Annotated in this window: 25 protein-coding genes; 10 read left to right on the top strand and 15 right to left on the bottom strand. The window is 38.7% G+C overall.

What is annotated here, in order from left to right; genetic code table 11:
- Positions 1 to 61: 61 nt before the first annotated feature.
- Both CLV81_RS05965 and CLV81_RS05970 read left to right on the top strand, forming a co-directional pair.
- Positions 62 to 733, top strand: a complete 672-nt coding sequence (locus CLV81_RS05965) for a type 1 glutamine amidotransferase domain-containing protein (RefSeq protein WP_106144120.1) — start codon at positions 62 to 64, stop codon at positions 731 to 733.
- A gap of 319 nt (positions 734 to 1,052) precedes the next feature.
- The gene (locus tag CLV81_RS05970; RefSeq protein WP_106144121.1) at positions 1,053 to 2,156 is read left to right on the top strand and encodes a serine hydrolase domain-containing protein; all 1,104 of its coding nucleotides are present in this window, start codon (positions 1,053 to 1,055) and stop codon (positions 2,154 to 2,156) included.
- Between the two features lie 323 nt (positions 2,157 to 2,479).
- Here CLV81_RS05970 and CLV81_RS05975 read toward each other — a convergent pair whose 3' ends face one another.
- Positions 2,480 to 3,256, bottom strand: a complete 777-nt coding sequence (locus tag CLV81_RS05975) for an MBL fold metallo-hydrolase (protein ID WP_106144122.1) — start codon at positions 3,254 to 3,256, stop codon at positions 2,480 to 2,482.
- Between the two features lie 136 nt (positions 3,257 to 3,392).
- Here CLV81_RS05975 and CLV81_RS05980 point away from each other — a divergent pair, with 136 nt between their 5' ends.
- From CLV81_RS05980 to CLV81_RS05995, 4 genes are all read left to right on the top strand, one after another.
- Positions 3,393 to 3,806 (top strand): winged helix-turn-helix transcriptional regulator, encoded by a 414-nt coding sequence (locus CLV81_RS05980; RefSeq protein ID WP_106144123.1) that lies wholly within the window; start codon positions 3,393 to 3,395, stop codon positions 3,804 to 3,806.
- Positions 3,807 to 3,913: 107 nt separating this feature from the next.
- Positions 3,914 to 4,390: a GNAT family N-acetyltransferase gene (locus CLV81_RS05985; protein WP_106144124.1), complete on the top strand. Its 477-nt coding sequence runs from the start codon at positions 3,914 to 3,916 to the stop codon at positions 4,388 to 4,390.
- A 207-nt stretch (positions 4,391 to 4,597) separates the two neighbouring features.
- Positions 4,598 to 5,176, top strand: coding sequence for a DUF1349 domain-containing protein (locus CLV81_RS05990; RefSeq protein ID WP_245911932.1), 579 nt, complete (start codon positions 4,598 to 4,600; stop codon positions 5,174 to 5,176).
- 163 nt (positions 5,177 to 5,339) lie between these two features.
- Positions 5,340 to 6,191, top strand: a complete 852-nt coding sequence (locus tag CLV81_RS05995; protein ID WP_245911934.1) for a class I SAM-dependent methyltransferase — start codon at positions 5,340 to 5,342, stop codon at positions 6,189 to 6,191.
- A gap of 544 nt (positions 6,192 to 6,735) precedes the next feature.
- Here the strand turns inward: CLV81_RS05995 and CLV81_RS06000 are convergent.
- The gene (locus CLV81_RS06000; RefSeq protein WP_158259077.1) at positions 6,736 to 7,581 is read right to left on the bottom strand and encodes an alpha/beta fold hydrolase; all 846 of its coding nucleotides are present in this window, start codon (positions 7,579 to 7,581) and stop codon (positions 6,736 to 6,738) included.
- A 447-nt stretch (positions 7,582 to 8,028) separates the two neighbouring features.
- Between CLV81_RS06000 and CLV81_RS06005 the strand changes: the two genes are divergently transcribed.
- From CLV81_RS06005 to cls, 3 genes are all read left to right on the top strand, one after another.
- Positions 8,029 to 9,042: a PorP/SprF family type IX secretion system membrane protein gene (locus tag CLV81_RS06005; protein WP_106144127.1), complete on the top strand. Its 1,014-nt coding sequence runs from the start codon at positions 8,029 to 8,031 to the stop codon at positions 9,040 to 9,042.
- Position 9,043: 1 nt separating this feature from the next.
- Positions 9,044 to 12,145, top strand: coding sequence for a PKD domain-containing protein (locus CLV81_RS06010; RefSeq protein ID WP_146129838.1), 3,102 nt, complete (start codon positions 9,044 to 9,046; stop codon positions 12,143 to 12,145).
- A 260-nt stretch (positions 12,146 to 12,405) separates the two neighbouring features.
- Positions 12,406 to 13,812, top strand: coding sequence for a cardiolipin synthase (cls, locus tag CLV81_RS06015; protein WP_106144129.1), 1,407 nt, complete (start codon positions 12,406 to 12,408; stop codon positions 13,810 to 13,812).
- Here the strand turns inward: cls and CLV81_RS06020 are convergent.
- From CLV81_RS06020 to CLV81_RS06055, 8 genes are all read right to left on the bottom strand, one after another.
- Complete coding sequence (locus tag CLV81_RS06020) at positions 13,807 to 14,814, bottom strand: NAD(P)-dependent oxidoreductase (protein ID WP_106144130.1); 1,008 nt, start codon at positions 14,812 to 14,814, stop codon at positions 13,807 to 13,809. The two genes, cls and CLV81_RS06020, sit on opposite strands and share 6 nt — an antisense overlap.
- Entirely contained in the window at positions 14,795 to 15,451 is a 657-nt protein-coding gene (locus CLV81_RS06025) for a hypothetical protein (RefSeq protein ID WP_106144131.1), read from the bottom strand. Before CLV81_RS06025 ends, CLV81_RS06020 begins: the two co-directional genes overlap by 20 nt.
- Before the next feature lie 48 nt (positions 15,452 to 15,499).
- Entirely contained in the window at positions 15,500 to 15,946 is a 447-nt protein-coding gene (locus tag CLV81_RS06030) for a hypothetical protein (protein WP_106144132.1), read from the bottom strand.
- A 48-nt stretch (positions 15,947 to 15,994) separates the two neighbouring features.
- Positions 15,995 to 16,435 carry an Hsp20/alpha crystallin family protein gene (locus CLV81_RS06035; RefSeq protein ID WP_106144133.1) on the bottom strand — a complete coding sequence of 147 codons (441 nt, stop codon included), beginning with the start codon at positions 16,433 to 16,435 and terminating at the stop codon, positions 15,995 to 15,997.
- A 97-nt stretch (positions 16,436 to 16,532) separates the two neighbouring features.
- Positions 16,533 to 16,952, bottom strand: a complete 420-nt coding sequence (locus CLV81_RS06040) for a hypothetical protein (RefSeq protein WP_146129839.1) — start codon at positions 16,950 to 16,952, stop codon at positions 16,533 to 16,535.
- 97 nt (positions 16,953 to 17,049) lie between these two features.
- Positions 17,050 to 17,454 (bottom strand): hypothetical protein, encoded by a 405-nt coding sequence (locus tag CLV81_RS06045; protein ID WP_106144135.1) that lies wholly within the window; start codon positions 17,452 to 17,454, stop codon positions 17,050 to 17,052.
- 9 nt (positions 17,455 to 17,463) lie between these two features.
- The gene (locus CLV81_RS06050) at positions 17,464 to 18,318 is read right to left on the bottom strand and encodes a universal stress protein (RefSeq protein ID WP_106144136.1); all 855 of its coding nucleotides are present in this window, start codon (positions 18,316 to 18,318) and stop codon (positions 17,464 to 17,466) included.
- 98 nt (positions 18,319 to 18,416) lie between these two features.
- Complete coding sequence (locus tag CLV81_RS06055; protein ID WP_106144137.1) at positions 18,417 to 19,259, bottom strand: universal stress protein; 843 nt, start codon at positions 19,257 to 19,259, stop codon at positions 18,417 to 18,419.
- A 219-nt stretch (positions 19,260 to 19,478) separates the two neighbouring features.
- Here CLV81_RS06055 and CLV81_RS06060 point away from each other — a divergent pair, with 219 nt between their 5' ends.
- Entirely contained in the window at positions 19,479 to 19,817 is a 339-nt protein-coding gene (locus tag CLV81_RS06060; protein WP_106144138.1) for a hypothetical protein, read from the top strand.
- A 32-nt stretch (positions 19,818 to 19,849) separates the two neighbouring features.
- Here CLV81_RS06060 and CLV81_RS06065 read toward each other — a convergent pair whose 3' ends face one another.
- From CLV81_RS06065 to CLV81_RS06085, 5 genes are all read right to left on the bottom strand, one after another.
- A complete protein-coding gene (locus CLV81_RS06065) occupies positions 19,850 to 20,701 on the bottom strand; it encodes a universal stress protein (RefSeq protein ID WP_106144139.1) in 852 nt (283 codons plus the stop codon).
- 10 nt (positions 20,702 to 20,711) lie between these two features.
- On the bottom strand, positions 20,712 to 21,563 hold the full coding sequence (locus CLV81_RS06070) for a universal stress protein (RefSeq protein WP_106144140.1): 852 nt from the start codon (positions 21,561 to 21,563) through the stop codon (positions 20,712 to 20,714).
- Between the two features lie 11 nt (positions 21,564 to 21,574).
- On the bottom strand, positions 21,575 to 22,420 hold the full coding sequence (locus tag CLV81_RS06075; RefSeq protein WP_106144141.1) for a universal stress protein: 846 nt from the start codon (positions 22,418 to 22,420) through the stop codon (positions 21,575 to 21,577).
- Positions 22,421 to 22,480: 60 nt separating this feature from the next.
- A complete protein-coding gene (locus tag CLV81_RS06080; protein ID WP_106144142.1) occupies positions 22,481 to 23,326 on the bottom strand; it encodes a universal stress protein in 846 nt (281 codons plus the stop codon).
- A gap of 91 nt (positions 23,327 to 23,417) precedes the next feature.
- Complete coding sequence (locus CLV81_RS06085; RefSeq protein ID WP_106144143.1) at positions 23,418 to 24,467, bottom strand: response regulator; 1,050 nt, start codon at positions 24,465 to 24,467, stop codon at positions 23,418 to 23,420.
- Positions 24,468 to 24,470: the final 3 nt, after the last annotated feature.

Below are 24,470 nucleotides of genomic sequence, written 5' to 3' on the forward strand. Positions count from 1 at the left end.
TGGGACCATGCTCCAGAAATTGAAAAAGCTATGGTTCCGATTCAACTTAAAAAATACCTAGATGAAAACAATTTTGTTTATTGTGACCAGCACTAATTCAACTGGTACGGGAAGATATCCTACGGGATACGAATTTTCAGAAGTAGCCAATCCCTATTTATATTTCATCGATAGCGGTTTTGCTGTTGATTTTGCAAGCATTCTTGGGGGTGAGCCACCATTCGTTGGGTATGACGAATCTCACAAACAGAGCAAGAGATTCAAAAATAGTAACGGGTTTAAGCGCTTGAATTGCAGTCAAAAGCTGTCCGATATCAATCCTGATGCTTATAATGCAATATTCTTTCCCGGTGGTCTTGGCCCAATGACGGATATGGTCTTTGACCCACATGTAAAGGAAATCATAAAAATGTTTTACGAAAGTGGGCGCCCTATCGGTGCGGTATGTCATGGCCCGGTGGCCTTGTTAAATGTCACCTTATCAGATGGAGGTAATTTGTTGCAGGGGAAAAAAATAAATGCCTTCACAAGGGAAGAAGAGATGTTGGACAATCACATGCTTGGCGATGTAATTCCTTTTATGCTCGAAGATGAATTGGTAAAGCAGGGTGCAATCTTTAGCCACACCAGACCATTTGAACCATTTTCGATTGTAGATGGGCACTTGGTTACAGGTCAAAATCCAGCTTCAGCTACACAGGTCGCTAGTAAAATGGTTCAACTATTGGACTAAAAGACCCTAACGTCGGTACATCACTCTTTTGGTTTTAGAAAATTTCCACGGAGCGGAAAGACAAATTCCTTTAAGAATGTGATTTGAATCAATTGAAATTAGTGATTTAAGTCCTTAGTGCTCAACCTGAGAGTCACAACCTTTGTATGGTATTTTCATCGCCCATTTCCGAAAATCCTTGCGGATTTTCAGTTTAATATGTGTTTGCCAAGGCAAGTAACCACTAAGTTACTTATAGGCAAGATTCTGTTGTTTGTAAATACATCAATTGAAATTGTAACAATTTTTTTTATACGTAGTCTTGAAATAAAATAGAAAAATGAATAAGGTACTTGTAATACTTGCTCTTTTCATTAATTCTCTATGTTTTTCACAAAGAATTATTGAAACAAAAACTAAATACGTAAATCCGGAATTTGAAACCGAAACTAAAAATGCTAAAGCTTTAGTGACAGACTTGATGAAAGAAAAATCCATTCCTGGTCTTTCTATTACCGTGGCCAGTAAGAACAAAATCCTATGGTCTGAAGGATTTGGACTTGCAGATTTGGAAAATAAAACCCCTATCAAATTGAATTCAAAATTCAGAATTGGAAGTATTTCTAAATCACTTACATCGATAGCTCTAGGCAAGCTGATTGAAAAGGGGAAAATCAATTTAAGCGATACAGTGCAAAAGTTGGTCCCTTATTTTCCAAAGAAAAAATATCAAATTACTATTCAAGAACTTGCATCCCATACTTCCGGAATTCGGAACTATAATTACAAAAATGGAGAATATTTTAGTAATGTCCACTACAACACCATAAAAGAGAGTATTGACATTTTCAAGGAAGATTCCCTATTGTTTGAACCAAAAACAAAGTATGGTTATTCTACATATGGCTATGTATTATTGAGTGCTGCCATTGAGGAAGTAGCGGGACAGAACTTTCTTGATTACATGCAGAACAACGTTTTTGAACCCATGGGAATGTACAGTACAGTGCCGGATCTTAATGATAAAATCATAGACAACAGAGTTCAGTTTTATCAACTTCGAGATGGTACAATTATAAATGCAAGTTATATCGATAACTCTAATAAATGGGCAGGAGGAGGATTTCTCTCGTCATCATTGGATTTGGCAAAAATGTCCCAACATCTTTTAAGAAAAGATATAATCAATAAAAGGACTATTGAACTATTGTGGACCCCTACCCAATTAGCTGATGGCGAGAGAACAAATTACTGTTTAGGCTGGCGCAGGGATGTCACCGAATCAGGAAATATATATATACATCATGGGGGAAGTTCCGTTGGAGGACGTTCTTTTTTGCTTATTTATCCAAAGGATGAAATAATAGTATCCATTACTTGCAATCTATTTACAAGATTTAATGAATCACTGGCGCTAGAAATAGCTGAAAAGTTTAAAAAATAACTACCCGCAACACCTTATATAAGTTATGGCGGTTCAGATGATAAAAACGAAGGTTCAATCATAAATCAGACTACTATATAAACTTGGACAAAGATTGTTGGTATATATCCAGGATATACCCTAGGGTAGTTTTGATAATAGGATTATCGGGTAATTCAACTTTTCATCGTCAAGGCCATTAGTGTTGGGCAGTTTTTTAGACCTCTTTTCAAGTATTGGCCTGACGGTTTGTGTTTTCAGGGAAACCTTGTTGAATTTAGATTTCCACACCTTTGATTTTATCTCCCAGTCCAGTATTACTGACCGAAACCGTTATATATTCATCAGACTGACACCGAATCGCCCTCATTGAATTTCAACACCCTTTCATCTTTCAACGCATAAAGCTTGGAAATAGGTTCTTTGTAAAGGCTGAATGACTTATGGTGTACGGGGAGGATTCTTTTTGGATTGATGAGCTCGGTTATGTCCATTAATGTTTCAGCGGTGAACGTGTAGGGTCCTCCGAACCTGTCCAATCCGCCACCGCCAACATTAGGTATAAGAATGTCCACTGTTCTTCCTTCAAGCGAACGCTTTACTTTGCTATGGTTTACGGTGTCGCCAGTGACATAAACAGACAATGAACTTGCTGGTTTCTCAATATCCAACCAATAGCCATTCACTCCGCCCGCAAGTTTGGACGCCAGGAAATTGCTCGCATGAACGCATGGAATAGCTTCTATGGTAACCTTTACATCTTCCTTCACAAAGGTTGCTTTGGCTCCCCATTTCATGTATTCCGTATTTCTGTGATAGATGAGACGCAACCAAGATTTGAGGTTTTTGTGGGCATATACCTTTGTATGTGGATTGATTTGGACCACTCCATAGCTGTCAATATGGTCTTCATGCCGATGGGTCAAAAGCCAGAAGTCGATGTCTTCGAAATCCTTACCTCCATAGTGTGGTTCGGACCTCCTCTTGGCCCTAAAATATTTGTGGTCCTGTACCGTGTTGATGGGGCACAAAACGGGATCGCAGGCAATTTTCAGATTATCAATTTGAATGACCCACGTGGGAGCCCCGACCCATTTAAAGTGAATATCAAAATCTTTCATATAGTTATCTTGGTAATTTTAAATAAGTTAGTTACTTTACGTAACCAATATTAAGTTTTATATATTTAATAATCAACTAGTTATCAATCTGTTACTTAGTTATTTATAGATAATTATTGTTGAAAATCAAGTGATTATGCTCAAAAAAAATATACAGAAATATTTTATGGACACACAGCCCTATCTAAAACGGGGCTACTGCCCAACCAAGGATGTGTTGGCTTCCATCACGGACAAATGGAGCATGCACTGCATCCTAAATCTCGGGTATTACGAAAAGATGAGATTTGGGGAGCTAAAAAGAAATATCGACGGAATATCCCCGCGCATGCTATCGGTCACCTTAAAGCGACTTGAGGCTTTTGAAATTGTGAATAGGGAGGAATTCCCTGAAATTCCGCCTAGAGTGGAATATTCATTGAGTGTTTACGGGGAGGGACTGGCATCCAAATTGGTCCAGTTATCATCATGGGTTTTAAAAAGGATGGAGGAAAAAAATCTATTGATAAATATAAGCGCGGTTGAAAATTATAATAGCAAAAACCAATAGTCCAAATTGCACCTCGCGCAATCAATGCTTGGGGTTCAATCACTAGCCATATATTCCTAATATTGATAAATACCTACTGCCCTCTTAGTAGCATATAAAGTAACTGAATGGAAATAAAAGTAGCAAAAATAGAAGACCTCGGACAAATATTGGATTTGCAAAAAGCCTGCTACTTAGAAGAAGCAGAATTATATGATGATTTCGAAATTCCACCTTTAACTCAGACCTTACATTCTATAAAAACCGATTTTGAAAAAGAAAAATTTTTAAAGATTGAATCTGATGGAAAAATTATTGGTTCTGTACGAGGATTTTTAGAAAAGGAAACTTGTAAAATTGGAAGATTGATAGTGGATGAAAATTTTCGAAACAAAGGGTTGGGGAGACTATTGATGAAAGAGATTGAATCCAAATTTGATTCTGCGGAACGCTTTGAATTATTTACAGGTCATAAAAGTGGTAGAAACTTATCACTGTACAATAAACTTGGATATTCTGAATTCCAGAAAAAGAGGATAAATGAAAAATTAGAATTGATTTTTCTTGAAAAAAGGAATTATAAAACTGCAAATAACAATGTTTAACCCAATTTTGGCGGATTCTACTACGTTGGAATCCACTCGGAATTGCTAAAGTCAGTGCCTACCCAAAAAACTATCTTTTATCCCATAAATGACAGTTATAACTAAGCGTTTGCAATTAGTATCAAAAATGCATGTTGAGACGTATTTTAGCTTTTATCAATATCACTAAAAATGACACATAAAGCATCTTCACCAAACTTAAATTCTATGACTTGGTTAAATGAACCTGACAAGTGGAAAGTGTCAGAGGGTAAATTAGAAATGTTTGTTACTCCACAATCGGACTATTGGCGTGAAACACACTATGGATTTACCGTAGACGATGGGCCATTTTATTATACATCAAGAGGTGGAGAGTTTGAGGCAATGTTAAAAATAACAGGAGAATATAAAACCCGCTTTGACCAAATGGGGATGATGATACGAATTGATGAAAAGCAATGGATTAAAACCGGAATTGAATATGTTGACGGTAAATACAATTACAGTACTGTTGTTACTAACCATCAGAGTAGTTGGAGTGTTATTCAATTGTCAGAAAAACCAAAGTCGGTATGGATTAAGGTTATCAGGAGACTAAATGCGGTGGAAATATTTTATTCTTTGGATGGAACCAATTATACAATGAGTAACCTTAGCTACCTTAAGGGTAATGTTCCCCTAAAGGTAGGAATGATGGCCGCAAGTCCTGACGGAAATGGTTTCAAGGCTATTTTTGAAAAGTTTAGCATCAAACATCTACCTGACTTAAAAAGGTTGGAATGGTTGGGAAACAATAAAGAATAATAATTGCCAACATTGTATATGAGATTATGCTTTCCTCTTCCTCTCCATATGTTTGATGAACTCCTCAAATTATAGAATGTAAAATGGTCGAATAGTGGTTCATATTAGTCCGATGTAATCAAAGGCTATATATTCCTATATTAGTTCTAACAATATTCATTTGTTGGCAACAATTAAAAATTTTATAACGGGAAATCTGAACAAAAATATAGAGGATCATTATCTCAAAGAGAATTTGTTCGAGGAGATATTAAATAGATTATTAGAACAAGGGATTGACCAAAGTTCAGTTAAAAGAGGTGATATTTCGTCGGTTGATGAATTCCATGTCAGAGGAGCCATGGTTTCTAAAGAACTGGCCCGGACAATCGATATTTGTGGCCTTAACGTGCTTGACGTTGGATGTGGACTGGGTGGTCCGTCACGTATGCTAGCAGATGAATTCAATTGCAAAGTAACCGGTATAAATCTTTCCAACGAGTTCATTAGAACGGCCAAAGCGTTATCCAGTTTGGTGAAACTTGACCACAAGACAAAATTTGTAGTTGGGGATGCACTAAGCCTTCCTTTTAACGATGGTTCCTTTAACGTGGTTTGGACCCAACATGTCCAGATGAATGTTCCCGATAAAGAAAAATTCTATTCGGAAATCAGACGAGTTTTAAAACCAGGGGGATATTTTCTGTACTATGACATTTTTAAATATAATGGCGAAGAAGTTCAGTATCCTATGCCTTGGGCCTCCTCTGCGGACCAAAGTTTCTTATTTAGGAGTACAGAGATGAATGAAATCCTAATTGAACTCGGTTTTGAGAAGTTGGTGATTACAGATCAAACAAAAGCAGGTATAGAGTTCTTCGAGGCACTCGTAACCAAGTTCAAAAAGTTCGGTCCACCCAAGATGGGATTAAATATTTTAATGGGGGAAAGTACCATACCTAAACTTCTAAATTTAATGAACCACTTGACCAGCGAAGCTTTGGCTCTTCAAAGCGGTATTTATAAATTAGAATAACTGTTGCCAACAAAGTATATAGTGATACGCAACATACGGGACCCGGCAGGCCACAATTTTTGCTAGTCACTTAAATTCAACCTTTTTAGGACAAGTCTAAACATGTACATTTTAAATTGTCATCCATGATTTTGAATGTTTTGTGTACATTTTAAAATATTACTGAATCTTTATAAGTAAATAAAAACCAGTTAGTTATAAAGAAATCTCGTTTTGACAGATGTACATTTTAATTTACCATTTACAATTCTATTATGTAAAATATCCCTCGACTTTTCGTCATTTATGGGAATGATGAACAGGTGTAAATGACAATTCTTTTGAATATTTCTTAGGAATTAAGTAGTCATAAACTGAAGTGGCCTTTTTGGCGAAGTTATTTTTCGATTTCGCTATCCATTTTCAATACAACTTCTATAATATGCATTATTCCTGAATATGAAACTTAGAATATAGCAGAACTTATTCACGGATTCCTCTGATCACAACTTTCCAAATGTCCTAAACTTAGCAAAACCAGGTTCTGGTTATGCGCATCAGTCGTTTACAATTGCTCTTTTTCGTTTATAAACTTATTTATGACATTCAAGGAATCTTCAGAATCTCGGCCAATCCAAAAAAGATGTCCCCATTCATTATTCAGTTCAACCAATGTTGAGTTATTTATCAATTCATGTGCATGAATAGCATGTTCAAGTGGAACACTATTGTCATACTTACTATGGATTACAAGGCATGGAGCTTGTATCTTCTTAATTGACTCACTACTTATGTTTTGATTTAAATCATTTAAGAACCCTCTTTTTGAGCGATAGGCTTTTAGTGCTAGAATGAGTTCATCAATATCCTTTTTTCCAAGCTTTTGGCTTGGAAAGGTAGAGAACTGGGAAAAAAAGCTTTTGGCAATTATTCTTGGAAAAACCTTTGAAAAAAATCTAACCATTCCCCAAGTTACTCCTTCTATTTTCGGGTGAAAGATTATTTGGGCCGTTTTGTAAATCTTGTCTTTTGAGTCGAGCCATTTTTTCGAAACTGCCGAAGCAAGTATCAACTTTTCAACATAGTCGGGATATTCTTCGGCCAGCTTGATTGCCGTCAATCCACCCGCAGAGATGCCATAGATTATGGCTTTTTCAATGGAAAGGAATTTCATCAATTCCACGATTAGTTGCGCAGCTTTACTCGGTGTTTGATTGCCCGCTAAAGGTGTATTTCCATAACCCGGCCGCGAAGGTGTGAGCAAACGAAATTTTGATAGATCAAAGCTTTTATGAGTAAGTGTTTCATAACAGTTTGAATGTCCACCATGAACAAAAACAATTGGGTGTCCATTTCCAACAGAGCGGTATTCTATAACCCCATGCCTTGTATGTATTATTGAACTACTCATTTTCTGTTTCTGTAAAGAAGTAAAACTAGTCTGTACCTGGCATATATTCGATGCTTGATTGAGATATTTTTTAAGAAGTTGAAAAATGTGCATTTCATCGAAAAAAAGTTCCAAATAAATCCGTAACCTCCCTAAATCCCGTAAGTTTTAAAAACCTACCTATGTCAAACTACCTTACTCTCCTAGGCTTTTTCGCGATTTGCTTTATTATAGGAAGCCTTTTTATTTATTTAAATGGCGATGAATCGGAAGATGGTTCTATCGAATAGATGTCGAAAATTCATGATGGCCCTAATCAACCTTTTCGGATAAAGTTGTCCTATTTTGAATTCTTTTACCAAGTACTGTGATTGAAATTGAACGGTATAAGCCATTGTCTAAAATATAACTCAATCAACCACGTTATAGTTTAGTCTTCCTCAAGACCTTGAATCAACCTACTTCCAAATGGATGCTAACCCAAAGAGAACCACTTTGATTTCATCCTTGGTCAGAATCTCCAAGGAATGTAAATGGCCTTTTCTGGTCGCCATGATGATTTTTGGAAATTTAATGGGCCAACAAAACCCCCAGTTTTCCCAATATCTACAGAATCCTTTTGTTATCAATCCGGCCATGACTGGGGTTGAAGACTATATAGACCTTACCGCTGCTTACCGAAACCAGTGGACAGGCTTTGATGGTGCTCCCAGAACGGCAACATTTAGTTTCAATGCCTCATTACATTTGTTAAAGGCCCAACTCCAAAGAAAAGAAGGCGAATCACATCAGGGCATAGGCGCTTTTATCTACACGGATGATACAGGGCCGATTAAGCAAAGCGGGTTTTACGGAAGCTATGCGTATCACCTAAAAGTTTCTTCGGACTGGTTTGTATCCATGGGTGCTTTTGTCGGTGCAAATCAGTTTCGATATGACGCAAGCGACGCAATCCTTTTACAAAACCCCAATGATATTTTAGTGAATAGTTTTTCGGATTTCAATTTTGATATGAGCCTAGGGCTTTATGCTTATTCAGAATATCTTTTCCTAGGAGTGGGAGCCAATCAGATATTTGATAATGAGATACCCTACGATGTTGACAATGGTATACTGACTACTGATGGCCGCTTACAGCGAAATTTTAATTTTTTGGTTGGAAGCCGAATCAATCTAAGTACTGACTGGCAAATTGTGCCATCAGCTTTGATCAAAACCGTATCCAATGCACCCCTTCAATGGGATTTGGGTACGAAGTTGGTCTATGATAACAAGTTATGGGGAGGTATCGCCTACCGTAACCAAGACGCGGTGGTCGGCTTTTTTGGATTACGGTTCTCGAAAAACTTCTTGGTAAGTTACTCCTACGATTGGTCGATGACCGAGTTCAGCGGGCAACAGTCAGGAACGCATGAGGTAATCCTCGGTTACCGTTTTGATTTTGGTGAACAAAAATGTGCATGTCCAAAATATTCCCTGTAGTATGATGTCAAACAAAAATAAAGTATTGCTGGGCCTTTGTCTGATTTTATGTACCGTGGTAGGCCATTCCCAAACGGATAATATGGATTTTGAGTTTGGAAACTTTGATAACTGGACTTTAGATATCGGTGTCCGAACCACTCCCAATAATGTGGACTGGAACGGTGCTCAGACCAATGAGCTCAATACCCAAATTCGTATCATGAACCCGAGTGTTCCACCAATTGATGAATACGGACTATTGTGCTCACCCTCTCTCAACATTCCAACGGTCTTTCCTATGGGAGCCTTTTCTGCCCGAATTGGTGACAACCCTGGTGGGCGAAGAGCAGCACGCATCAGCCGTACGTTCACTGTCACCCCTGATGAGTCTTACCTACAATATAGTTATGCGGTAATATTGGAAGAGCCTGGCCATACCCAAGAGAGCCAACCCAAGTTTGTGGTCAACATTAGGGACGACAATGGCAATATTGTCAATTGCGGTCAGTTCGAGGCCTTTGCGGGCCCAAACGCGGCAAGTCAGGGTTTTGTGGGATGTAACTATGACCGGGCCTATCGATGCGATTTCCCAATTAGTGACTGCTCGGATTCCAACGCTTTACCTGGTTTTAATTTCCCTGTTCAAATATTGCCATGGACCAGTGGAGGGGCAGATTTGACCCCCTTTATTGGCCAACAGATTACCATAGAGTTCATTGCATTGGACTGTATGCTTGGAGGCCATGGCGGAACAGCCTATGTTGAGGCAACTGTGGAACCTCTTGAGATACAGGTGGAGGGACTCTGTTCCATGGGCCCCAATAACATTACGCTTACGGCCCCAATTGGATTTTCAGCATATGAATGGTCCACGGGTGAAACTACAAGAAGCATTACCGTGAACGGGGCACAATTCGGGGACACTTTCTCTGTGGACTTGACGTCAAATACGGGCTGTGATACTTCTGCAAGTATTACCTTAGGTCCAGTTGCTGCTGCAACCATTGACCCCATACCAAACCAAGAAATTTGTGAGGGAGGGAGCGCTGTTATCTCTCCAACCGGAACCAATGTGGGTGATTTTTCATTTCCAGATATTGGGGTTACGGGTAACTCTGCCGTGGTATCTCCAACAACCACGACCACATATACGGTTATCGCCCGTGACGAAAATGGATGCGATGGGGAATCAACCACGGTCACCATAGATGTAATTCCATCCACAGAACCCCCTTTTCCAAACGCAGACTTTACCTTGGAACCGATTATCACCCAACAGTCAAATCCGTGTAACACGGTTCAGCTGAACAATCTATCAGGTTATTGTAAAAGTGATTTGACCTATCTTTGGGATTTTGGTGATGGCAGTCCTACAAGCACTGAACAGAATCCACAACACACATTTCCCACTACCAATACGCCAACAACATATTATGTGACCTTGACGGTCACCTCGGCCAGTGATGGTCTGAGCGATACCATGACCCTTCCATTCACCACCTCCACCATTTTACCGAATTTCTATCTTTTGGAGGACTGCGGGACAGTGACCGTCACCAACATAAGTACAATCTGTGGAGCAACTTTTGACAATTACCCTACCTTTTCCTATTCGTGGGATTTTGGGGATGGAACTCCTGTTGTTACCACCGATTCGGATACGGCTGAGTTCACCCATACATATACTGCTTCCGGTAATTATACCATAGAAGTAACAATGACGGACTCCAATAGTGGATTAGAGCTGACAGCAGAGCGACCGGTTAGGGTTACTGTGGGACTCCAGGCCGATTTTCAGTTTTATCCTGATTGCTACGACGTACAGTTTATAGATTTGTCCACCACTTGTGACCCAATTCAGACCTATTTGTGGGATTTTGGGGATGGCAATACCAGCAATGAAATGTCGCCATTGCATACCTATGCCACCGTGGGGCCTCATACAGTTACCTTGACCGTGAATGATGGGACGAATATTCTGAGTTATATGGAAACCGTTCTTCTTGACCCGGATAACCCAGCTGCGGAGTTTGATTTTAATGTAGTATGTGATGTGGTCACTTTTACTGATTTTTCAAATAGTTGTGTACCGCTTACTTACCAATGGGATTTTGGCGATGGTAGTGCAATTGACACTACAGAGGACCCCATTCACATCTTTGAATATGGGAACACGTATGATGTAACCCTTACCATCAATGATGGCACCCAGGACTATTCCATTACAAAGCAGATTTCAGTATTGAGTGCATTTGACTATCAAGACCCTCAGGATATGCAGGCTTGCTCGGATGTTGGTAACCCAGATTCTGGTGCTTTTGATTTCGCCCCGCAATCCGATTATATATTGGCCAATGTGGCCGCATCTGGACCTTTTGCTCCAGTGGTAACGTTTCATGGCACTCTTAACGATGCCGAGAACAATGCAAACTTACTTTTCAATGATTTTTCCAACACCGTAAATCCTCAAATCATTTATGCCCGTGTAGAAGACAGCCAAGGGTGTTTTCAGACATTCCCTTTCAGTCTAAGGGTAGATGTATCACCAGTGGTCAATGCTTTGGATGATGTGGAACTTTGCTATTTGAGGGAGAACAGCATTGGTTATGATCTTTCCCAGCTTAATGCAAGAGCCTTTGAAGGGTTGGACCAAAGCAACATTGAACTGACCTATCATCTTGATGAACAGGAAGCGCTTGATGATTTGAACAGTATTTTGAACATCGACCTTATTGCAGGTACCGATACACAAGTTTTTGTAAGGGCCGAAAATCGAGTAGCGCCTGAATGTTTCACTGTGAGTTCGGTCAACTTGCGAATGGATAATGAAAACACCGATGTGGAGGACAGGTGTATGCCCTTTTTCTCGAATACCATGACCCCGAACGGTGATGGGGCCAATGATGTTTTCTACATTGAGAACATAGAAACCTTTCCGAACAATCAGCTCACTATTTATAATCGCTGGGGGCATGTAGTATTTGAAAGAGCGGGTTACTCAAACGACTGGGAAGGCACATACAAGGGTAAACCTTTACCTGTAGGAACCTATTATTACTATATCAGATTGAATGACCCGGACAACCGTTCTCATTCCGGATATGTGACCATTTTGAGGTAACTCCCTTCCTTCATAAATACAATTCTTTAAGGTCAACTAGTGTTGAAGACCTAAGGTTTCTATGGTACTAAGGATGCCATCATGGTCATCATCAATAATTAAGGTACAGAACGTTAAAAGCCCATCACAACTTTAGGCTTTTCATTTTTACCTAAAGATGACTATGCAGGAGACATTTAGTATGACCAAAAATGTATTGATAAATATCAGATGAGTCCACACCAAGGGTTATTATATTTGATGGAACCTTTCTTTGTCTGATGTTGTTCGTAACCCTAATCGTTGTTTATATCCTTGTCTCCCTTGTATTGGTTATAGGCATATTGATAAATGGTGTTAGACCTGCTAAAACTTTGGCTTGGCTATTGGCAATATTTACCATACCCGTTGGTGGTATCTTGTTTTATCTCCTGTTGGGAAGAAATCGTAGAAAGAACAAATTGTTTCCATTGCAAAACGATTTCCTTAAGGAAATCAATTTTGATGATACCCCACCTGAAGATTCTCGTTTGGATATTGAGGGGAAGACAACGGAATTAATAAAAAGAACAAGCGATTATCCCTTAACTCAACGAAATAGGGTTACCATTCTTAATAATGGCCAAGAAACATTTGAGTCCATATTTTCTGCCTTAGAAATGGCAACAGGACATATCCATATTCAATACTACATTTTTGAGGAGGGCCAGTTGGCGAGTAGATTGTTAGAGGTTTTTAGAACAAAGGTTCAAGAAGGTGTTGAGGTTCGCCTTTTGTATGATGGTATTGGAAGTTATTCCTTAAGTAAAAGCTACATAAGGGCTCTGAAAAATACGGGTGTTGAGGTCCATCAGTTCCTTCCTTTTCGATTTGGCAGGTTTTTATCTTCACTCAATTATAGAAATCACAGAAAAATAATCATTGTTGACGGTGAAATAGGATTTACCGGAGGGATAAATATTTCCGATAAATATCTTCGGGGTGAAGATGTTGAAGGAAACTGGAGGGACACACATCTCAGAATAGATGGTGAAGCGGCTTTTTTACTGGATACGGTATTTGCTGTGGATTGGTATCTGGCTTCGGGTAATAAAGTGATTATCAAAAAGCAACCGAAAGATATACAAGTAAGTTCTGGAAACAATCTTGTACAAATAGTGCCCAGTGGCCCTGATGATGATTTCGCCACAATGGAACAGGTATATTTATCAATCATCAACAACGCCAAACAAAGTGTATTCATATACAACCCATACATCATCCCTAATTATGCAATGTTGCAAAGTTTGAAAACGGCTGCTTTAAGCGGATTGGATGTGAGATTGATAATGTCGGAGAGTACGGACATTAAACTTGTGGATTGGTGCGTACGGGCATATTTTGAATCGTATTTAAAGGCTGGAATCAAGCTTTATTTATATCCCAAAGGTTTTATGCACAGCAAGGTTGTGATTATTGACGATAACTTGGTCAGCGTGGGAACAGCAAACCTGGACGATAGAAGCTTACATCAGAATTATGAAGTAAATGCCCTGGTTTATGACAAACGGATTTGTCAACAAATGAAGGAACAGTTCTTAGTGGATTGTGAAAAATCCATTAGGTTGAATTATGAAGAGTATAAACAGAGAGGTTGGCCAACTAGGATACTGGAAGGGACGGCAAAACTGATGAGTCCGTTGTTATGAGATTATGGTTTCAAAGCCCAACTCGTTTCTGCATCCTTTGTTTTCTTCCCAACAATTGATGTTATAGATTGTGGTTTCAGCTATATTACCAATGGCTTCTTTGGTCATGAATGCTTGATGTGGGGTCAATAAAACATTTGGTAGTTCCAATAGTTCCAACAACAGAGGATCATTGATACCATTCTTGGTGTTGTCTCTAAAGAAAACACCCCTTTCGGATTCGTAAACATCCGTTGCGTAGGCTTTAAGCGTTCCATTTTTAAGTGCTTCAAGAAGTGCCCTGGTCTTCACAACTGCCCCTCTAGCCGTATTTACCAAAGTAGTTCCCTTCTTCATTTTTTGGAACAACTTTTCGTCAAACATATAATGGGTTTCATAGGTCAGTGGAACATTGATACTAATAATTGACGCAGTGCTACAGAGTGTATCCAAATCCATATATTCTAAATCGTATTCACTTTCCAAATAGTGGTTGACCTTGAGGTCATTGGCAATTACCTTACAACCAAAGGCGTGAAACAGTTTTACCAAAATAGAGCCAATTCTTCCTGTGCCCACCACACCAACTGTTTTACCATGAAGGTTACTTCCCATGAGTTGGTCCAGGAGAAAATTGTTATTGTTTACCTGGTTATTGGCTTGTATTATTTTTCTGTTCAACGCCAAAAGCAAGCCCATGGCATGCTCTGCAATGGCATGGGGAGAGTAGTCAGGAGCATTTGCCACCCTAAGTCCTATTCGTTTTGCTGATTTTAAACTCACGTTGTTGTAACCTGTCGACCTTAGACTGATAAATTTAACCCCAAGGTCCTTAAGTATTTCTAGGACAATTAAGGAAGCATCATCACCAGAAAAAATAGAGATTACATCGTAACCAGCAGCCAAAACCGCAGTTGTACTATCCAAAGATTCCTTGATAAACCTAACTTTATGCTTACCATCATTTGCTTTTAGCAATGGCTCTTTTTCAAATTCCTTTGTGCTATAAACCAGTAATTTCATTTGCGAGCTTTTTACGAAAGATTAAATCCTGCTCCTTTAAAGCGAACACCACCAGTTTCACATAGTCGTCCACAGTTTTATCAATATCCACCGGGTCCGTGATTTCTATATTTCCTCTCCAAATGAGTTGTCGCTCTTTGCCAAAACAAATACAGTATAAGGAGGTTTCGGCTTGATAGACGGTATATTCATCGTAATACCCATTCTCGTAATAAATGGATTGATGTTCCAAATAATCATAACTGAAGGTATCAAAGAACCTATCCGTGTCCGACATTCGTTTTTTGAATGACTGCTTATTTTCGGAACCAATAATCTTCGTGAACAGGATGGCATCAAAATCCTTGTTTAGAAGTTGTAGTTCAACTTCGGACAATTCTTCTTCGGATTTTTCTGAAGAGGTGAATTCTACATCAAAAAGGTCAATACTTCGGAAAGACTCTATATTTCTTTTGTCAAACTCCTTCTGGAGTTTGGTTTCAAACTTGACGCGTGCTTCCTCATTGGCGGTCATTCCCACAATCAATACTTTGTTGGCGTCGAATATTACGATTTCAGGGTTTTTCCAGTTGTTGACCAAACTGGTAGATGTACAACCCGATATAAGTATTGCCAGTATTGAAAGAAGTCTTTTCATGTTTATGGTATTTGGTTTATCTAGGTGGGTGCAATTGTTGCCCCTAGGTTAACTAAGCAGTTTTTTCTGCTTTTTCTTCTTCTTCATGATTTCAGATATCACCTTGAAGATATACGACTTGGCAACTTGATACTTTTCGAGGTGTGTTACCATCTCTTTAGCTAATCTTTTGTGCGTTTCCAAGTAGGCACTTTCCATTTTGATTTGATCAACATCATCAACCATAATGATTAATTGATTCTCATGCAATTGTATTTTTTTGTGTAATAGTTGTGTGTTTTTCTTAGAGGTAAGAAGCGCATCAAAAGAATCTTTCACCTGATTGAAAAAGTTACCATCCAGCAAATCCAGCGTATAATCCTTTACAACATTATCCAAGAACTGTTGTTCATCTTTGATAAATTCAAGTTGGGATAACCATCGCCTTGATTCCTTATGCATTTCATCCGCACTGAACCATTCTTGATAATGTTCTCTTCTATCGATTTTTTTCATGATTGCAAGATTTAGGCGGTAAATACCTTTATTCACCGCCTTGATTAATTAAACAACCTCAATAATGCGTTTGGGCTTTTCCTTCGCCTCTTCCATTTTTAAAAGGTGCATTTTCAAAATCCCGTCTTTATAGGTGGCTTTTACCTCTTTACTCTGATCTACCGCACTGGGAAGTTGCATACTTCGTCTAAAACTATTGTAGTTGAACTCCTGTCGAGTGTAAGCTTCTTCTTCTTTCGTTTCTTCTTTGGTTTTTTGAGCAGAGACTTCAAGAAGATCGTCTTTCATAGTGATTTCAAAATCCTTTTTATCGAAGCCCGGTGCCGCAAGTTCAATTTCGAAATCATCTTGACGTTCTTTAACGTTCATTGCCGGCAACGATTTTTCCAGATTAAAGAAATCATCGTTGATGAAGGTGTCGCGATTAAAAAAATCGACTAGGTTTTCATTCCAAGGGAATCTGTTTCTGTTAAATCTAACAAGTGACATAATTATAATATTTAAGATTAATGAATTTGATTTGGAACAATGTAAATCTTACTTAAGCTTCGGCAAATGATGTAAATCAACCCGAACACTTTTATGGCTACTTGGAAGGTTTCTTACGTTTCAAAATGGAACCCGCATAGTTGTAGATATCGGACTTCAATTTGATATAATCCGTAAGATGTTTGGACACTCGTTCGCTCAGTTCTTCGTGTTTTTGGTAATAGGCCGAATCACAAGCGGTAGTGGTACATTCCAAAATACCCCCTATAGTACTTTCGTGTTTATATATGAGCCCTTTTATTTTTTCCTTCTCCCGTATTGATTTTTTGTGCGCCACCTTGAAAAGTTCCAAACGTTCAAAAAGGTTTGGGGTTCGTGGTTCAAATACATAGGAGTGCAAAAGCCCATTTATAAAAGTCATTTCATCATCTATAAACTCAATATTGGACTTCCATTTTTGGAGATCGCAGTAAAGTTCTTCTGGTTTTTTTCCTTGATATGAAGCTTCTTTTTCCAAAACAGATGCAAATTGATTAATAGGAAATGTATTGAAAGAAGACCTCAAATAAAATGACGTAAATCATGACATTTCCCCAATACCTGTTAAAATTCAATCAAATGTTCAAGGTCTCCCTGGCAAGAGCTTTGAACTGGTTATGGGTCATGCTGTCAACCCTTTCATTGCTCTTGATTTTTTTGGCCAGGTCCGGGTTGTTCTCCTTGATATCACGAAAAAACCTATCAGCAGCCTCTGCTGGGCCAAAAAGTGCAATTTGGTCCGCATCCTTGATCAAATTGACAATGTTTTCAAAGTATCGTCTTAGCTGATGCTTTTCACGTTCAAGGTATTTGCTGTCCTGGACAACATCCTGGGGACCCCACTTGGTCTTTGATCGGGCTCCTCCTTTGGGGTTAAAGAATTCAAGTTCGGAAGCAATTGTTGAAGAGCGCTCCAAACCGTTCTCAAACACGACAAAATCGCACTTTTGTTTATCCATCCATATTCCAATTTTCTTCATCTTCTTGTGTTATTTGTTATCATTTAACTCTAGAATGGGAATTTTGGGGTTATACCCAATTTCTTTTACAAGCGGATTGGATAGAATGCTACCAAAAAACAGATGTCTGCGATTCATAAATGAAATCATATCACAATTCTTGCTTTCGACAAAAACGTTTATCCCCTTTGCCACATCCACTTCAGGTAAAAAATGAGATTCATAATCTGCTCCATGCAGTATATCCTCGAGGAGTTGTTTATTGGCTTCTTCCTTGGAACTCAACTTCCCATCCTTGTTCTTATCTATATGTACTACGTGAATCAAAGCGTCATGCAACTTGGCCACTTCCAATAGGTGTTTTATTTCACTTTTCTTGAATGCGGTTTTGTAGTCCGTTGGAAAAGCGATTGCTTTTGGGTTGCAATAGAAATGGCCCTCTGGGACCGCAATTACCGGACATACCTTTATTTTTTCCATTACGGAAACCGTGTTGGTGCCAAAAATCCGATTCTTGGCTGCGGTGACACCTTTTGTACCCATTACAATAATGTCAATGTCTTTTTTGGCAATTAGGTTTCTAATGGCTTCTACCAGACTATTAAGGGTGCAGATACTGTGAAATCTGTGTTTTGGATTTTCAGGATGAATCTCTATTTGAGCCATTAACTTTTTCATCCCGTCCTCAGAAGCCTTTTTTCCCATTTCATAAAAGCGTTCACCGGGCTCTGGCACCATCATACTATCCAGATTGTATCCTGAAACTTGGTATGCGTTCAGAAGATAGAAATCACAATCTATGTTCGCGTAAAGACCTTGGGCATACCTGATGGCATTAAGTGCATTTTTGGAATAATCCGTAGGAAGCAGAACTCTTTTGTTCATAGTCTTGACTTTTCATTAAAACTACTTCAGGCGTCTTTTGTCCACTATGATTTTAGTCAATTTGACTTAAAAAAGTTTTCGCTACGGATTGGTCAATCTTAATTATGGTACGGGAGTACCATAAACGGAACTATGGTATGAAAACCGATTTTCTTTATAATAGGTTCTATGAAAATGCGCTCCATGAATGTATGCTTGTTCCGAACCATAGTTAAAAGTTCTATGTTGTGTTCGGTTTCATAACTGTTTATAGCTTCAATTAATTCTTGATCGGGCAAATTATGGTACACGTAATCTGTACCCTTCATCTTGTTGAAAAGAGCCGTTTTGTTCTTTTCTTGCTCAGCAGTAAGTCCTTTGGGTACAGCGACATGCATGATATGAAGTTTTGAACCATGCAATTTCATTACATCCCGGAGAAAATGAAGGTCGGTAAAGTTAAAGTCGATTTCAAAATCTGTTGGAAGCAAAATGTTTTTCGGGGGCTTGAAAATACTTTCTTGTGGAATGACCAAAACCGGCGCCTTGGATTTTTTTATCACGTGCACGGCGTTCGAACCTAAGAAGATTTCCTTTGCACCTGTAGCGCCTTGGGTTCCCATTATAACCAAATCCACTGTTTTGTTCCCTACCATTTCAGATACTTCATCCACCAGATGATTAAAGGCCGAATGGATGATAAACGTGTGTCTGGGATTGTTGAATTTCGCTTCTATCTCTTCCCTTATTTTCTCCAAACGACTTTCTGTGTAATATTTGTAGTCATCCGGGAAGCCAATTTGACCGGGACTTCCAAGGGCATAATCTATACGGTAAATCGCAGGGGTGTAGACATGCATTAAATGGAATACACAAGTAGTGTCTTTATAAAGTTGGAGACCATATTCAATGGCGTTCTGTGCGTTTTCCGAAAAATCCGTGGGTAAGAGAATATTTAGCATGACTTCATATTTATATTTATAATCTCAAAAATAAATGGGCCGGACAAGGTCTGCCATGATATGTGTCAATCTAAAAAGGTATTTAAGAGCAAATAGTGAGATGATGCGAAAAAAGTTTGCCGAACAAAGGATATCGCGTAAAATGAATTTTTGTTCGCACTGACACAGGTCATTTTCCAGAACTTGAGGTCAACCTAATTTGTTCAAAAAGCCAAAAAAATGGAACAAATTGAAACAATCAGAAGCACTCTAAACCCAAAAAGGTCTACAATGGAGACTTCGAAAAAACTTGAAGACTTTAGGAAAAAGCTTGGTGAGCTACAGCTAATCCTCACCAATTATCTAAACATGAATTCTACCATACCTCATCTTGAGGCAACCCGCGAGATTGCATGGTCCATCCAAGAGCTTGGATTCAAACATAAATCTTTGGTGCAACAATTTTCGGATACCATTGGGACGGGCCGAAGCTTTTCTATTTTATCCCATAGACTTTCAGTTCTTGAATCAGAATCCTATTCTTTGGAAAGGGTATTGGATAGTTTGATTAAAACCTAACTTTGAACGGTTTCTATTCAAGACCACTTTAACTATCCCTCAAAATTAGGAAGTACTAACAAAGGAATTTCACTCTTAAAGCTTACTTTTTTGACTATGGGTTCCTGAGTTAACTGTTCAAAAAAGGTGTGCTTGTAATTTGTAAGAACAATGAGATCTGCTCCCTGTTCCTTTGAAAAGTCGCGAATGGCTTTGGAAACAGTGGTTTTGATAGCTTCTTTGTAGAAACTAAAGGGGATTTCACTAAAACGTTGTTTTAGGATTTGTTTGTTGGACCTTTGTATATCGTCTAGAACAAATTCTTGAGCTACATGAAAGATTTTGATTTCAGATTTCCAATGTGCCATCAGCTCTATTAGGGGTTCAAGGATACTTTTGGGAAAGAAATGTGCATACTCCGTGGGAAATACAACCGTTTCAAGTGACTTGAATTCAAATGAATTTGGCACGGCGAGCAGCATGCAATTTTTAATGTTTTTGAGTACCCTTACCGTATTGCTTCCCATAAATATTTCCTTGGCGCCACTTGCCCCTTTTGTACCCATTATTATACCATCAATGTCCAATTTCGAAATTTGCAGTTTTATGGTTTCCACCAATTCTCCTTGTATGGAATGGGTTTGAAAATGATGTTTTGTATTATGATGATTACGTTTGATATAGGACAATATCTTAGCAAGCTCTGTCTTGGAATGTTCAGCTAACGATTGTTGTGAATATCCAGTTCTTACGGAACTTTTAAAACCTGAAATATTTTGAATTTTTGGTTCGTAAGCATGCAATAAGTGGAAGGTGCATTCAAAATCCCCATAAAGTTTTATAGCGGTAAAAAACGCGTTCCATGCGTTTTCGGAAAAATCAGTGGGCATTAAAAGCTGTTTCATGTTTTCCAGTTTAAGTGTTTTCTGAAGTGTCCCTAATCACCAAAAAAGGCACGTTTGAGCTATATCCTATAGCATCAACATTTTGTTTGACAAGTAAGCGCTCAAGGAATGCATGCTTTTTATTCATCATAGCAATCAAATCTATTTGGTTGTCTTCCACGTAACTGTGGACAATATTGGGTTTGTACTGTTCAGTGATATCTTCAAACACTACTTTTCTTCCTTCAAAAAGTTTCCCCAAATGCTCTTTGTTCTGTAATTGGGCTGAAGATTTTTCATCCCCCTCAGCCGCATGTATAATATGTATTGTGGCATCCCATTTAATGGCCAACTCTTTCAAAAGGCCTATGTCTTTTGACTTGTATTTTCTGGCATAGTCCGTCGGGAACAGGATATGTTCTATGGATTTAAATTGATAGTTTTCAGGTATGGCCAAAACCGGAGTATTCGATTTTCGTATAACATGAACTGTATTGGAACCCAAGAAGAATTCTTTGGCACCAGAAGCTCCTTGAGTTCCCATAATGATCATGTCTATGTTTTCTTTGGAACAGATTTCCTGAACATGGTCCGTTAGGGTATTGAATGCCGATACGGTTTCATATTGATGCAATGGGTTTAGGTACTTTTTAGAGATATGGTCCAAAGTCCATTCCAAGCCTTCCAGAGAGGCATCAACCCCTTTATCAGGAATAGTGCTTACCGCAGGCCCCCCAATGAGGTAATCCAGACGGTAGAAATTTGGGGTATAAGTATTCAATATGTAGAACAGGCATTTCTCATTTTTAAAAAGTTCCAAACCATATAGTATGGCGTTAAGGGCATTTTTTGAAAAATCTGTTGGCAGGAGTATTTTTTTCATGACGTATGGGTTTATCTGGGCAGATTTTGCATTACCAGGAATGGAATTTTAATCTTAAGGCCCAGTTGGTCAATCGTAGAACTGTAAAGCATATCCTCAAAGAAAGAGTGTCTGGAATTTACCATTGTAAGCATATCCACGTCGTGTTCTTTTATATATTCCAATATGGTTTCAACTCTGTTTTTTACCGGAGCTGTTTCAAAAAATAGATAGGCTTTGGTCAGATTGCCTTTTAGAAAAAGCTGGTTGTCTACTTGGCGCGCACTCAAAACATTAAAATCTGATAGATATAGAAAGTGAATTTCTGATTTGAAGTTCCCTGCAAGCTCCGATAGCAACTTTAATTCCCTTCTTTTGAACGGGAGCATATAATCTGTAGGAAACAGAATGGCCTTGGGTTGTTTATACTCAAAATCAGATGGGACAGCGAGCACTGGACATTTTACATACTTGAACACCTCTATGGTATAGCTTCCGAAGGTTGTCTTGTGTGTACTGTTTTCACCATGGGTGCCCATAATGATGAGGTCCAGGTTATGTTTTTCAACCAAGTCATTTGCCGCATCCACTAGACTGTCGAAGGCGGCAACCGTAATAAACCTGTGCAACGGATTGGGAGGTGTCCCTTCAATAGAGGAGACCAAATTGGCAAGTTTTTTTTCAACCTTTGCGCGAATATCGCGTTCCAGGGTTTTTCGCTCTTCAACCGTTGTGGTTTGGTAGGGTCCATATACTTCTTCTGCAAAGGCATGCAAAAGATAAAACTCGGCTCGGGTGCACTTATACAGCTCTTGTGCATATTGTAAGGCCTGCAGTGCATTCTTGGAAAAATCAATTGGAATCAGGATTGTTTTCAAGGTCTAATTTTAACCTTAAAAATATGGGCCGGCCTTAAGACATAAAATGATATTCATCATTCATGGAACTCTGGATACTTGTTTCTGTTCATGCACCACGTAGAAGGGAACCGTGGTATGAAAACTGATTCTTTCCACAATGGAGTCAAAGAGAATTTGCTGTAAAAAATTTAAATTTTTGGCTACCATAATGATCATATCAACATCCCTGCTCTCTACAAAACACTGGATGGCCGCCTTTACTTTTCTATTGGTAATCGTATGAAAACTGTATCGCTCCAAAAATGATTCAATCAAGAAATCCTTCAGGTATTCTTTATTTTTCAGTTGTTCAGAATTCAACTCAGTATCTCTTTTTAATACGTTCATGACCCGTATTTTACCAAAATTCAATTTCAACATTTCCGAAATGGAATTCAAAATACCATGAGTATAAAAAATGTTGAAATCTGTAGGAAATGCTATCTCCGTGGGCGTTTGAAATGCCACATCCTTTGGAATCACCAAGGTGTTGCACTGTACTTTGGTAATCACATCACCAGCATTACTGCCCACTACTTTTTCGCGTAAGCCGGAAACACCTTTTGTGCCCATAACAATAAGATCAATTTGCTTTTCTTCAAATTGCTTCTTGATGGTCTCTATAAAAAACCCTTGTTCAACTACAAAGTTGAATCTGTGATTGGCACCATTGCTCCATTTTTTGGTCCGTGTGTTTAATTGTGACATATGGAGTTTGGATGCCTCGTATTTTTTGGAGGATGCTTCTTTTTTTTGAGGATTCAAGAGCGGCTCTACGTGAAGTAGGTAGAAGTTGCAATCGTGGTCTTTAAAGATGATTTGTGCGTATCGCAATGCATTTTCAGCATTTTCAGAAAAGTCTATTGGGACCAAAATATTCTTCATCACCAAGGGAATAACATCACTAATTTAAAGTGAGTCAGAATATTATGTAATGACAAATATCAGATAATGGGAACTTTAGAGGTTAAGAAAATTATTGAATATGCATCAGGGTTTCCCTATCCAATATTCTAATGTCCCTATTTTCTACCTCAATCAATCCTTCATGTTTGAAATCTGATAGGGTACGAATCAGGCTTTCCGTGGCCACCCCTGCCACATGGGCCAGGTCGCTACGGGTAATTTGCAAAGATTTTGTGGGACCTTTTCCCATAGCTTTTTCGAACTGTAATAAAGTTTGGGCGGTTTTCTTTCTTACAGAACTGTATGCCATTTGCAATAATTGCTTTTTTATCTCGGTAATGTTGCCAGCAAGCACCTCCATCAGCTCTAGAGAGACATTTTTATTATCCTCTAGAATGGTTCTGAGTTCTGATTTTGCTATACCGGCCATTTCAACATTTTCGATGGCCACTGCGTATTCTTGATGGGGTAGATTTTCCAACAGGGAAGTAAATCCCAAAAACTCATCAGCTCCATAGAGAGCGGTAATTAGTTCTTTGCCCTGTTCATCCAGCCTGTAGCATTTTACTACGCCCTTAAGTATTAAATAGATGGTGTTTGAATGCTCACCTTCACTGTAAATTGTTTCCTCTTTTTTAAATGAAACCATTCGACCATAATCATCAAAAAAGTTTTTCAACTGATGCAATGAGCGTATTTGGTTCTTTGTTCCTTGCTTTTGGTGTTTTAGTGATATTGAAGAATCAATAAGCTTTGCTTTTTGCAGTCGAGAGTGGATCGCGTTTAAAAGCTCTTCTTCTTCAAATGGTTTTGTTAAGTAGTCATCGGCTCCAAGATTCATACCCTTGCGTACGTCTTGCCGCTCCGTTTTTGCTGAAATAAAGATAAAGGGAATGTGCCTGGTCTCAGGATGCGAGGATAATTCTTCCAAAACACCATAACCATCAAGTTCGGGCATCATAATGTCGCACAGGATTATATCGGGCAATTCCTTTTTTGCAATATCCACAGCTATTTTCCCATGGGCTGCATCAAAAACTAAAAATCCGGATAAATCAAGAAGTTCAGCTATGTTCTCACGTAGTGATGCGTCGTCTTCTACAAGTAAAATCTTTTTCATGGG

The sequence above is a fragment of the Flagellimonas meridianipacifica genome (assembly GCF_003001695.1).
GTDB lineage: Bacteria > Bacteroidota > Bacteroidia > Flavobacteriales > Flavobacteriaceae > Flagellimonas > Flagellimonas meridianipacifica.